Source organism: Hydrogenophaga sp. LT287 (assembly GCF_055702805.1).
Genome location: NZ_JBVPZC010000052.1, coordinates 1 through 12,836 on the forward strand (window position 1 = coordinate 1; position 12,836 = coordinate 12,836).

Consider the following 12,836-nt stretch of genomic DNA (forward strand, 5'->3'; position numbering starts at 1 on the left):
GGCAACGCTGATTAAGTACTGCTCGAGCGTGGTGTTTACCTGTACCGTTGCAGTACAGACGAACAGGCAGATGAAGATGAAACAGCAAACCCTTGCCATGGCCGCCGATCAAGCTGAAGGTTTTGAGCCTTACCGCAGGCCGACCAGGCGCGATACCTTCCTGGCCACGATGCAGCAGATCGTGCCCTGGCAGGCGTTGTGCGCGGTGATCGAGCCTCACTACCCCAAGGCCGGCAACGGGCGTCCACCGATCGGGCTCGAGCGTATGCTGCGCATGTACTTCGTGCAGCACTGGTTCAACCTGGCCGATGAGGCCTGCGAGGATGCGCTACTCGACAGCACCGCGCTGCGGCGCTTTGTCGGCATAGACCTCGGGCGCGAGCGCGTGCCCGATGCGACCACGCTGCTGAAGTTTCGCCGCTTGCTGGAGACGCACCAACTGGGCGAGGCCTTGTTTGCCAAAGTGGGAGAGGTGCTGCAGGCGCAGGGCATGAAGGTCGGTACCGGCACCATCGTGGACGCCACCATCATCGGCGCACCGAGCTCGACCAAAAACGCAGACAAGCAACGTGACCCCGAGATGCACCAGACCAAGAAGGGTCAGCAGTGGTATTTCGGGATGAAGATGCACATCGGCGTGGACAGTCGCAGCGGGCTGGCGCACAGCGCCGTGGTGACAGCGGCCAACATGCACGACAAACACCCGCTGCCCGATTTGCTGCACGGCAACGAGCAGCGCGTGTACGGCGACAGCGCCTACGCTAGCCAGAAGACGCTGATCGCTTCCAGGGCGCCCAAGGCCAAAGACTTCACCAACCAGCGCGTGCGCAAGGGCGGTGAAGTCGATGAAGCCGAACGCTCGAAGAACCGCAACAAGTCCAGAATCCGGGCGCGGGTCGAACACGTCTTTGCAGTGGTCAAGCGGCTGTGGGGCTTTGCCAAGGTGCGCTACCGGGGGCTGGCCAAGAACGCCACGCGCTCGTTCGTGGCGCTGGGATTGGCCAACATCTACCTGGCGCGTCAGCGCCTCATGGGATGAGTGCGTCTGCAGCGCACGCCAAACGCGTGCACAAGGTCGAAATGGCCCTGAAACGGTACGAAATCCACTTGATTTGACCTTGCTTCTCGCATGGCGCAATCAGGAGGCAACGGGTCGCTGGATCGACCGCTTGTTCAGCGTTGCCTTAGCGCATCTCTGGAGCTTTCGACTTGCGCTTCAGCAACCTTCAAGCCGGCGCAGCACCGCCACACATCCGGAAAAGACCCGAACCATGACAGATTGCACAAGCTTGCTGCGCACCAAGGCCATCGCGCTGATGGCCTGCTGGATGATGGGGGCCTGTGCCGGCATGGGGGGCGCGGACCGGTCCACCGGCGCAGCCTTACCGCTGGCACAGCCCGAACTCGCCTCAGGCGTCAGCGCCAAACCCGGCTGGGTGCACCACCGTTTTGCCGTGGCAGCGGCCAACCCGCTGGCCACCGAAGCGGGCGCTCAGGTGCTACGCGAAGGCGGCAGCGCGGTCGATGCTGCCATTGCCGTGCAAATGGTGCTGACCCTGGTGGAACCACAGTCCAGCGGCATAGGCGGCGGCGCTTTTTTGCTGCACCACGACGGACAGCGTCTGCAAGCGTTCGACGGCCGTGAAACCGCTCCCGCCGCAGCCAGCCCCACACTGTTTCTCGACAACCAGGGCAAGCCCTTGCCCTTCATGGAAGCCTTGGTGGGCGGGCGCTCCGTGGGCGTGCCGGGCACCGTGCGCATGCTGGCCCAAGCCCACCGCCAACACGGCCGCCTGGCCTGGGGCCAGCTGTTTGCCCCGGCCATCCGGCTGGCCGAACAAGGCTTTGCCATCAGCCCCCGGCTGCACACCTTGCTGCGGGCTGAAACCGCCTTGAAAAACGACCCGATCGCTTTGGATTATTTTTTCCAAGCGAATGGCGAACCGCACCCGGTTGGCCATGTGTTGCGCAACCCCGAACTGGCCCTGGTGCTGCGCAACATCGCCGCACAGGGGCCACAAGCCTTTTACGAAGGCACGGTGGCTCGCGCCCTGGTGAGCAAGGTGCAGCAGCACCCCACCAACCCTGGCAGCCTGAGCCTGGACGATTTGAAAAACTACCGATCCAAAGAGCGGGACGCCCTGTGTTTTGACCACACGGCGCAGCAGCGTGCACTGCGCATCTGCGGCTTTGGGCCGCCAAGCTCAGGGGCGCTGGCCATTGGCCAGATCATGGGCTTGCTGGCACGCACACCGCAGCCAGCCGTACCCCTGGAGCCCGCTACACAAAACCCGGGGGCTGATTGGCTGCACACCTACACCGAAGCCGCGCGGCTGGCGTTTGCCGACCGCGCCCAGTTTGTGGCCGATCCCGATTTCGTGGTGGCACCCGCTGGGCATTGGAGCAGTCTGCTGGATGCCCGCTACCTGAATGACCGGGCGCGCCTGATCGGCACCGCGCGCATGCCCACAGCGTCCGCCGGGGAGCCCGGTGGCGTGCGCAGCAGTTGGGCACCCATGCCCGATCAACCCGAGTACGGCACCAGCCACATCAGCATCGTGGACGCCTGGCGCAACGCGCTGGCGATGACCACCACCATCGAAGCCGGGTTCGGCGCCCGTTTGATGGTCAACACCGGCGAAGGCCGAGCAGGTGGTTTTCTGCTCAATAACCAACTCACCGATTTCAGCTTCGCGCCCAACGACGCCGCAGGCAAGCCGGTGGCCAACCGGGTAGAGCCGGGCAAGCGGCCACGTTCGTCCATGTCGCCCACCCTGGTTTTTGACGCTCAAACAGGCCAGTTGCTCATGAGCGTGGGCAGCCCGGGCGGCGCGTTCATCATCCATTTCACGGCCAAGACGCTGCTGGGCACTTGGCATTGGGCCCTGAGCCCGCAAGCGGCCATCGACCTGCCCAACTTCGGCACGCTGGGCGGCCCGCTGTTGCTGGAAGCTGGGCGTTTCCCGGGCGCCACCGTGCAGTCGCTGCGGCAGCGCGGCCACACGGTGAACGAAATACCTTTACCCAGCGGGCTGCAGGCTATTCAGCGCGGCGTTCAAGCCGGCCAAGCCGTGTGGCTGGGTGGCGCCGACCCCCGGCGCGAAGGGATCGTGGCGGGAGATTGAGCCTATTTGGCATCTTCATTCAAACGTCGATGGCTTCGGCGGAACCCGCCCTTTTGCGCAGTTCAAATTTTTGAATCTTGCCGGTGCTGGTTTTCGGCAATTCACCAAACACCACAAAGCGCGGCACCTTGAAGCCGGCCAGGTGTTTTTTGCAGTGCGCCACGATCTCTTCAGGGGTGGTGTGTGCGCCATATTTCAGTTCGACAAACGCACACGGCGTTTCGCCCCACTTGGCATCGGGTCGGGCCACCACCGCAGCCGCGAGCACGTCCGGGTGGCGGTACAGCGCGTCTTCCACCTCAATGGACGAGATGTTTTCGCCACCTGAAATGATGATGTCCTTGCTGCGGTCCTTGATCTTGAAATAACCGTCCGGGTACTGCACCGCCAGGTCACCGCTGTGGAACCAGCCGCCGGCAAAGGCCTCGGCCGTGGCCTGGGGGTTCTTCAGGTAACCCTTCATGGTGATGTTGCCCTTGAACATGATCTCGCCCATGGTTTCGCCGTCCAGGGGCACCGGCTCCATCGTCTCGGGGTTCAACACGCGCACATCGCGCTGCAGGTGGTAACGCACGCCCTGGCGCGCGTTGAGCCGGGCGCGTTCGCCAATGTCCAGCGTGTCCCACGCGGCGTGTTTGGCGCACACGGTGGCAGGGCCATACACCTCAGTCAGGCCGTACACATGGGTCAGGTCAAAACCCATCTGCTCCATGCCTTCAATCATGGACGCAGGCGGCGCAGCGCCAGCCACCATGGCCTTGATGCCGGCGGGCACACCCGCCTTCATGGCCGCCGGCGCATTCACCAGCAGGCCGTGCACGATGGGCGCTCCGCAATAGTGCGTCACGCCGTGGTCGCGCATGGCGTCAAAAATGGCTTGCGGCTCCACGCGGCGCAGGCACACGTTCACACCCGCGCGAGCCGCCACCGTCCAGGGAAAGCACCAGCCGTTGCAATGGAACATCGGCAACGTCCAGAGATACACCGCGTGCTTGGGCATGTCCCATTCCAGAATGTTGGAAATGGCGTTGGTCGCCGCGCCCCGGTGGTGGTACACCACGCCCTTGGGGTTGCCGGTGGTGCCGCTGGTGTAGTTCAGCGCAATGGCGTCCCACTCGTCGGTAGGCAGGCTCCAGGCAAACGCCGGGTCGCCACTGGCCATGAAGGCTTCGTAGGTGGTCGAGCCCACAGGCTGTGACTCACCGGTAAACAGTGGGTCCTCCACGTCAATCAACAACAGGGGCGCCGTGGCCTGGCGCAGCTGGAGCGCCCGGGCCATGGTGGCGGCAAACTCCGGGTCCACGATCACAGCCTTGGCCTCACCGTGGTCCAGCATGAATGCAATGGCCTCCGGGTCCAGCCGGGTGTTGAGCGCGTTAAGCACAGCGCCCGCCATGGGCACGCCAAAGTGCGCCTCCACCATCGGCGGCGTGTTGGGCAGCATCACGGCCACGGTGTCGTTCTTGCCAATGCCGGCGCGGTGCAAGGCGCTGGCCAGCTGGCGCGCACGGGCATAGGTCTGGCTCCAGGTCTGGCGTAGCGGGCCATGCACGATGGCCAGCCGCTCCGGATACACCTCGGCGGTGCGCTCGATGAACGACAACGGGGAAATGGGGGTGAAGTTGGCCTCGTTTCGGGGCAGATCCCGGTCAAAGATGCTGGTCATGTCGTGTCTCCTGTCGTTATTGTCTGGTGGGGGAGAATAGAAGGGTGGCGATACCGCAAACATTCATCCAGGAACTGCTTAACCGCGTCGACGTGGTCGACGTGGTAGGTCGCTACGTCCAACTCAAAAAGGGTGGCGCCAACCTGATGGGGCTGTGCCCCTTCCACGGGGAAAAATCGCCATCCTTCAGCGTCAGTCCGACCAAGCAGTTCTACCACTGCTTCGGCTGCGGCGCCAACGGCAATGCCATCGGTTTTCTCATGGAACACGCTGGCATGAGCTTCATTGAAGCGGTGAAAGACCTGGCGCAGCAGACCGGGCTGCAGATTCCGGAAGACGACGCGTCACCGCAAGACCGCGAGCGTGCGGCGCAGCAGCGCCAAAAGCAGACCACGCTGCACGATGTGCTGGAGAAAGCCGCTCAGGCTTATATCAAACAGCTCAAGGCCTCGCCCCGCGCTGTGGCGTACCTGAAAGGCCGCGGTCTTTCCGGCGAAATTGCCAAAACGTTTGGACTCGGCTACGCCCCCGAAGGCTGGCGAAGCCTGGCGAGCGTGTTCCCGGATTACACGGACCCGCTGCTGGTCGAGTCCGGCATGGTGATCGTGCACGAGGACGAGAAAGGCCAGGACGGCGAAGTCAAACGCTACGACCGCTTCCGCGACCGCATCATGTTCCCCATTCGCAATGTGAAAGGGGAAACCATCGGCTTCGGTGGCCGGGTGCTCGACAAAGGCGAGCCGAAGTACCTGAATTCGCCCGAAACGCCTGTGTTCAGCAAGGGTCGCGAGCTGTACGGCCTGTTTGAAGGTCGTACCGCCATCCGCGTGGCCGGCTACGCCCTGGTGACCGAAGGCTACATGGACGTGGTGGCGTTGGCGCAGCTCGGCTTTGCCAACGCCGTGGCCACGCTGGGCACGGCATGCACCGCCGACCACGTGCAAAAATTGTTTCGGTTCACCGACAGCGTGGTCTTCAGCTTCGACGGTGACAACGCTGGGCGCCGCGCCGCGCGCAAGGCGCTGGATGCGGCCCTGCCCCTGGCCACCGACACGCGCAGCGTGAAGTTCCTTTTTCTGCCGGCCGAGCACGATCCCGACAGCTTCGTGCGCGCCAACGGTGAAGCGGCTTTTGCGCAGTGCGTGAAAGAAGCCATGCCGCTCTCGCGCTTTCTCATTGAAGCGGCCGGCGCGGAGTGCGACCTCACCACCGCGGAAGGCCGCGCGCGCATGGCTTCGCAGGCCCGCCCACTGTGGAGCGCCCTGCCCGACGGCGCACTCAAACGTCAGCTGATCGGCGAGCTGGCCGAAGGCACCGGGCTTAACAGCCAAGATCTTTTGCAGCTTTGGCAGCAAGCGGGCAGCACCCAGCGCGCGCCCCGCAGCGCCAGCGGTGAGCCACCAAGCCGCACCCACGAGTACACCCCGGAAGACAGTGGCGGTCAATACCCCGACTACGAAGCGCGCTACCCTAGCAACCGCAAACCGTGGGAGACATCGGGTGGTGGCTACAGCAAGGGTGGCGACTTCGGCGGCAAACGCTTCAGCAAATACCGCCGTGGGGAACCACCACCGCCACGCATGCTGGGGCAGCCCCGTGCCAACACCAGCCGCGCCGACCGGGCGGTGGGCTTGCTGCTGTCCAACGCCCAAGCCTGGGACCACCTGTCGGCCGACGACCATGCACTGCTTGCCCATCTGCCCTCACCGCAAGGCCCCGCTCTCGCCTGGCTTGAAGCACAAATGCATGAACATGGACCGCAACCCTGGGTCGCGTTGCGCGAGGCATTGCGTGGTCACGCCTCTGAAGCCTATATATGCGCCCAGGTCGAACAGGTGACGCTGGTGAACGATGCCGCGTCTGAGCTGTCGGAGCTCGACGGCATCATGAATTTGCTGCGAGCCGATGCGCTCAAAACCATGGCCGATGCACTCGCTGCCCGGGTCCAGCAAGGCGATGCGTCGGCTTACGAGGAATTCAAACGCGTGAACGAACGCATCAAGGCCTTGAAAAATAGCCAGGCGGTATAATGTAGGGTTACGCACCGCAAGCGCGACAGCAGCACCTCCGGCCCGGCCCGGCCCCCAGTAACGGGGCTACACGGATCTCATTCCCGGCCACCCCAGCGACCACACCGGTCCTGACGGAACCCCGCAAGGGCTGCACACCAAATGATCGCCCCAACAGCTTGCAGGCCCACCCTTTCCGGCGAAAGGTGGGCGTTGTGCACCACAAAAATCACCGGGGTTGCCCATCTGTTGGGGCTGCCCGGCGGCTTTTGTCTGTTCTGCCGGTTCCTGTTTGACGTTTTTTTGAGGTCCTCATGCCCACGAAGAAGTCCAGTGCGTCCGTCGTGTCCAGTAGCAAAACCGCCGCCAAGGCCAGCCCGAACAAGGCAACACCGGTAGCCCCCCCGAAGAAAGCCCCTGCTGTGACCGACAAGACACCCACCAAAGCCGCTGCCAAAAAAGCCGCCGGCAAGACCGCACCCGAAGCTCTCGACACCGAATTGGCGGTTGAGGCGGGCACCGTCAAAAAGAAAGCTGGCCGCCCGGCCAAAGCGGCCTCTGCCGACAAACCAGCAGCCAAGCGCGGTCGTAAGCCCAAAGCTGGCGCTTCGTCTGACGTCGACATGGACGACGCCGATCTGAGCGACATTGAAGACGATCTGAGCGGTGAACCCGAGGTGGAGACCGAAGCGGTAGATTCTTCGGCACAGCCGGTTGAAAAGGTCAAGCCGCTGCGCATGAAGATCAGCAAGGCCAAAGAGCGCGCGCTGATGAAGGAATTTGGTCTGGACGAAACCGTCCTGTCCGAAGAAGAAGCCAAAAACCGCCGCGAACGCCTCAAGACGCTGATCAAGCTGGGCAAGACGCGCGGCTACTTGACGCACGGCGAGATCAACGACCACCTGCCCGACAAGCTGGTCGAAGCCGAAACCCTGGAAGTGGTGGTTTCGCTACTCAACGACATGGGTGTGGCCGTTTACGAACAGACGCCCGACGCCGAAACCCTGCTGCTGAACAACACCGGCCCCACTGCCGCGACCGAAGAAGAAGCCGAAGAAGAAGCCGAAGCCGCGCTGTCCACCGTGGACAGCGAATTCGGTCGCACCACCGACCCGGTTCGCATGTACATGCGCGAAATGGGCACCGTGGAACTGCTGACACGCGAAGGTGAAATCGAGATCGCCAAGCGCATCGAGGGAGGTCTCAACGACATGATCGCGGCCATCTCGGAAAGCCCGGCCACCATTGCCGAGATTTTGGCCATGGCCGAAGACATCCGCGAAGGCAAGGTGGTGATTTCCACCGTGGTGGACGGTTTTGCAGACGCCAACGCGGCCGACGACTATGTGGCCGAAGAAGACTTTGACGACTACGACGAAGCCGATGACGACGACGGCAAAGGCGGCTCCAAGGCCCTCACCCGCAAGCTCGAAGAGCTCAAGCGCGAAGCGCTGACCCGCTTCGACTCCATGCGCGCGCTGTTTGAAAAACTGCACAAAACCTACGACAAAGAAGGTTACGGCACGCCGACCTATCTGAAGACGCAAGCCGCCATCACCGAAACGCTGATGTCGATCCGCTTCACCGCCAAAGCCATCGAAAAATTGTGCAGCACCATGCGCAGCCAGGTCGATGAAGTGCGCAAGAAAGAACGCGAACTGCGCCGCATCATCGTGGACAAGTGCGGCATGCCACAAGAGAAGTTCATTGCAGACTTCCCTGCCAACCTGCTCAACCTCAAATGGGTTGAAAAGCAGGCCGCTGCGGGCAAGCCCTGGAGCGTGGTCATGCAGCGCAACATCCCGCCGGTGCAAGAACTGCAAACCGGCCTGATGGCGATCCAGACCAGTGTGGTGGTGCCGCTCGCGCACCTCAAAGACATCCACAAAAGGATGAACCAGGGCGAGTCCACGTCGCGCGATGCGAAGAAGGAGATGATCGAGGCCAACCTGCGCCTCGTGATCTCGATCGCAAAGAAGTACACCAACCGCGGTCTGCAGTTCCTGGACCTGATTCAGGAAGGTAACATCGGCCTGATGAAGGCGGTGGACAAGTTCGAATACCGCCGCGGCTACAAATTTTCGACCTACGCCACTTGGTGGATCCGCCAGGCCATCACGCGCTCGATCGCCGATCAGGCTCGTACGATCCGCATCCCGGTGCACATGATCGAGACCATCAACAAGATGAACCGTATCAGCCGCCAACACCTGCAAGAGCATGGTTTTGAGCCTGATGCATCCATCCTGGCCGAGAAGATGGAAATGCCCGAAGACAAGATCCGCAAGATCATGAAGATTGCGAAAGAGCCGATCTCGATGGAAACCCCCATCGGCGACGACGACGATTCGCACCTGGGCGATTTCATCGAAGACCAGGCCAACACCGCACCCATTGAGGCCGCGATGCAAGCCGGTCTGCGCGAAGTGGTTAAGGAGATTCTTGACAGCCTGACGCCACGCGAAGCCAAGGTGCTGCGCATGCGCTTCGGTATAGAAATGTCCACCGACCACACGCTGGAAGAAGTGGGCAAGCAATTCGACGTGACGCGTGAGCGCATCCGTCAGATTGAGAGCAAGGCGGTCCGCAAGCTCAAGCACCCCAGCCGCTCTGACAAGCTGCGCAGCTTCATCGACACGATGTGATTTGACGCAGTTGCGGTAAGTAAAAGGGCTCCCTTTGGAGCCCTTTTTCATGGTGCGCCCAGCATGGGCTCACTCCTGCGGGTGCAAGTCCCGCCCCAAGTTGACCAAGACGAACGAAGCGAAGCGCAACTGTAAGCGGACGGCGATCCCACCCCGCCCGTACGACAAGGCCGTTCCCCACCTGAGAATGCGCTATCAGGTTGGCTGCCAGTGGTGCGGCAGCAACTCGCCGATCTGGCTGGCGCGCTGCATGGGCAGGCGTGCCATCACATCGCGCAGGTAGGCGTAGGGGTCGTGCCCGTTCATGCGCGCTGACTGGATCAGGCTCATGACGGCCGCTGCCCGCTGGCCCGCGCGCAGGCTGCCAGCGAAGAGCCAGTTGTTGCGGCCAATGGCAATCGGCCGGATCTGGTTCTCGATCCAGTTGTTGTCCACGGGCAATTGCCCATCCCCCACGAACCGGGTCAATGCATCCCAGCGCCGCAGGCTGTAGTCCAGCGCCTTGGCGCTAGCTGAGCCCTCGGGCACCTTCTGACGTTGCAGCACCATCCACTGGTGCAAGGCATCGAGCAGCGGCTTCGTTTGCTGTTGCCGGATGGCTTGGCGCTGATCGGTCTGCAGCGCCTTGGCCTCACGCTCGATCTCGTAGACCCGCGCGAACTGCTGCAGCGCGAACTCGGCGATCTGGCTCTGGTTCGCTGCGTGCAGGTCAAAGAACTTGCGCCGTGCGGGCGCCAGGCAGCCGACCTCGGTCACGCCACTGGCGATCAAGGCTTTGTAGCCGCTGAAGTCGTCACAGGTCAGGCTGCCTCTCCAGTCGTGTTGGCGCCGATTGAATATTGACCCACCCTGCCGATCCAATATTGACCCAGGGCGGACTGCTGAATTTTCTTTCAGCAATTGTGGATAAGTGTAGCGATTGGCCCTTTCATAACGGCTCGTCCGCCCCCGGGGGTACTGGTGTGGTCGAGCGGCCTTTGCGTGAGGTCTCCCGGGCCTTGATGCGTGACTTGGCCTCCAGGGTGCTGTGCCTGAAGCGGTAGGACTCGTTTCCGGTCTCCACGATGTGGCAATGGTGCGTCAGCCGGTCCAGTAGCGCCGTGGTCATCTTGGCGTCGCCGAACACCGCCGACCATTCCGAGAAGCTCAGGTTGGTGGTGATGACCACGCTGGTGTGCTCGTACAGCTTGGAGAGCAAATGGAACAGCAACGCACCGCCCGCCTGGCTGAAGGGCAGGTACCCCAATTCGTCCAGGATGACTAGGTCCAGACGCTTCAGCGCCAGTGCGATGCGCCCGGCCTTGCCCTCGTGCTTTTCACGCTCCAGTTCATTGACCAGATCAACCGTGGAATAGAAGCGCACACGCTTGCCCTTGGCCACAATGCCGGTCACGCCAATGGCGGTGGCCAGATGCGTCTTTCCTGTGCCCGGGCCGCCGATGAGCACCGCGTTTTGTGCCGCCTCCGTGAACGCCATCGTGGCCAGTTGATGCACCAGCTTTTGGTCCACCTTGGAGACCTCAAAGTCGAAGCCTGCGAGGTCGCGATGCAACGGGAACTTCGCTGCCTTCATCTGGTGGCGCACCGACGCAAAGGCCCGCTGCGTATGCTCAGCCTTCAGCAGGTGCTCGATCAACCAGCGCGACGTTTGAACGCCAACATCGCTTGGCGGCCCCTCCTGCGTCATCAGCTCTGCCCAGGCCTCAGCCATGCCGTTCAGGCGCAGCTCTTTCAGTTCGGCAGCGACATCACGCATGGCTGATTTCCTCCATGGCGTCACCGCGCAGTCTGTCGTAGCGCCCGGTGTCGGCCAACGGCGCCTCCTTGAGCTCCAGAGTGCTCTGCACATTGGGCGGCGGCTCCACGGCGTTCAGACGCGCCAAAACGTTGAGTACGTGCTCGGTGCTGAGCGCGCCGGACTCGATGACCAATTCGACCGCCACCAGCACAGCGTCCAGCCCGTGGCTGGATACGCAGTTGAGCACCTGGGCCATGGTCTTGTCACCGCCTTCAACCCGCATCAGGCCCTGACGCAGGCGCTGCAGGGGAGCCGGCATGTCGGCAAAGGGCGCGCCGTTTCTCAGCGCGCCGGGCTTGCGCTGGATCAGCGTGATGTAGTGCTGCCAGTCATAGCAGATATGGCCCCGGTTGGGCAGCCGCTCATGCCGGGCCACAATCACCTCGTCGCAGCTCGCGATCTCCACCCGGCCCGGGTACAGCCGGGTGCTCACGCGCTGGCCGACCAGCTCGCACGGCACCGAGTACCGGTTGCGCGCCACCGCCACCAGGCAGGTACTCGACACCTTGGCCGAGCGTTCCACATAGCCATCAAAGGCCGTCGGCATCGGCATGAGTTCTGCACGCTCCTGCTCCAGCATCTCGGCCACGCTGAACGCCTTGTGCTCGGGGTGGCGCACCTCATCCCACAGGCTGCGGCAGCGCTCGCCCAGCCAGGCGTTGAGTTCGGCAAAGCTGCCAAACTTGCGCTGCTGCGCGTCCAGCCAGATGCGCCTGCGGCTGTCCTGCACGTTCTTCTCCACCACGCCTTTCTCCCAGCCGCTGGCGACGTTGCAGAAGTCGGCGTCAAACAGGTAATGCGCACACATCACGGCAAAGCGGGCGTTGATGACACGGCCTTTACCACCTTGTCCACCTTTGCCTCGCTGGACCTTGTCCACCGCTGTCTTCATGTTGTCGTAAATGCCCCGGCGGGCCACGCCGCCCAGCGCCGCGAACGAACGCGTATGGGCATCAAACAGCATCTCGTGCCCCTGGCTGGGGTAGGCCACCAACCAGAAAGCACGGCTGGCACACAGCTTCATGTGTGACACCTGCATGCGGTGGTAGATGCCGCCCACCACCAGCCCCTCTTCGCTCCAGTCAAACTGAAACGCCTCGCCCATTTCAAACCTCAGCGGCACGAACGCCTGGACGCCCTTGCCTGCATCGGCACGCCAGCCTCGAATGAAATCCGTGACGCGGGTGTAGCCACCTTCATAGCCGCTGGCCTTGATTTGCGAAAACAGCGCGCGCGCCGTTCGCCGGTCCTGCTTGGGCCGCTGAGCATCGGCCTTGAGCGAGAGCACCAGCTCGGCCACATAGGCACCGAGCTTGTTGAATCCCGGCTTGCGTTTGTAGACCGGCTCCTTCACCTCTTCTGGCGTCCTCAGCCAGCTTCGTACCGTGTTGCGCGACAGGCCCGTGCGCTTGGCGATCTCATGCAACGACATCTTGTCGCGCAGGTACATCCGACGAATTCTTCCCAACATTTCCTTGGGTGTCACCCTCTTTGCCCCCTGCCCAATAATTGAGCAAGGCAAGTTAAACACCTGGGTCAGTTTTCAGTCGGCACAGTGGCCTGGGGTGGGTCAGTTTTCGGGCGGCGGCAACA

The 12,836-nt window shown here is 62.6% G+C and carries 7 protein-coding genes and 1 pseudogene; 4 read left to right on the forward strand and 4 right to left on the reverse strand.

What is annotated here, in order from left to right:
• The first annotated feature begins 76 nt into the window (after window positions 1-76).
• Both AC0GNR_RS18835 and AC0GNR_RS18840 read left to right on the forward strand, forming a co-directional pair.
• Complete coding sequence (locus tag AC0GNR_RS18835; RefSeq protein ID WP_472900628.1) at window positions 77-1,039, forward strand: IS5 family transposase; 963 nt, start codon at window positions 77-79, stop codon at window positions 1,037-1,039.
• A gap of 232 nt (window positions 1,040-1,271) precedes the next feature.
• Window positions 1,272-3,125 (forward strand): gamma-glutamyltransferase family protein, encoded by a 1,854-nt coding sequence (locus AC0GNR_RS18840; protein WP_472902327.1) that lies wholly within the window; start codon window positions 1,272-1,274, stop codon window positions 3,123-3,125.
• Window positions 3,126-3,144: 19 nt separating this feature from the next.
• Here the strand turns inward: AC0GNR_RS18840 and AC0GNR_RS18845 are convergent, their stop codons facing one another.
• Complete coding sequence (locus AC0GNR_RS18845; RefSeq protein ID WP_472902328.1) at window positions 3,145-4,791, reverse strand: acyl-CoA synthetase; 1,647 nt, start codon at window positions 4,789-4,791, stop codon at window positions 3,145-3,147.
• Window positions 4,792-4,835: 44 nt separating this feature from the next.
• Here AC0GNR_RS18845 and dnaG point away from each other — a divergent pair, with 44 nt between their 5' ends.
• Window positions 4,836-6,821 (forward strand): DNA primase, encoded by a 1,986-nt coding sequence (gene dnaG / locus AC0GNR_RS18850; protein ID WP_472902329.1) that lies wholly within the window; start codon window positions 4,836-4,838, stop codon window positions 6,819-6,821.
• A 293-nt stretch (window positions 6,822-7,114) separates the two neighbouring features.
• Window positions 7,115-9,445, forward strand: a complete 2,331-nt coding sequence (gene rpoD, locus AC0GNR_RS18855) for an RNA polymerase sigma factor RpoD (protein ID WP_472902330.1) — start codon at window positions 7,115-7,117, stop codon at window positions 9,443-9,445.
• Window positions 9,446-9,640: 195 nt separating this feature from the next.
• Here rpoD and tnpC read toward each other — a convergent pair.
• From tnpC to istA, 3 genes and pseudogenes are all read right to left on the reverse strand, one after another.
• A pseudogene (gene tnpC, locus AC0GNR_RS18860) lies at window positions 9,641-10,261 on the reverse strand (IS66 family transposase); the annotation flags it as partial.
• 112 nt (window positions 10,262-10,373) lie between these two features.
• Window positions 10,374-11,201 carry an IS21-like element helper ATPase IstB gene (gene istB / locus AC0GNR_RS18865; RefSeq protein ID WP_472902295.1) on the reverse strand — a complete coding sequence of 276 codons (828 nt, stop codon included), beginning with the start codon at window positions 11,199-11,201 and terminating at the stop codon, window positions 10,374-10,376.
• Complete coding sequence (istA, locus tag AC0GNR_RS18870; protein WP_472902294.1) at window positions 11,194-12,714, reverse strand: IS21 family transposase; 1,521 nt, start codon at window positions 12,712-12,714, stop codon at window positions 11,194-11,196. The genes istB and istA overlap by 8 nt, the downstream gene beginning before the upstream one ends.
• Window positions 12,715-12,836: the final 122 nt, after the last annotated feature.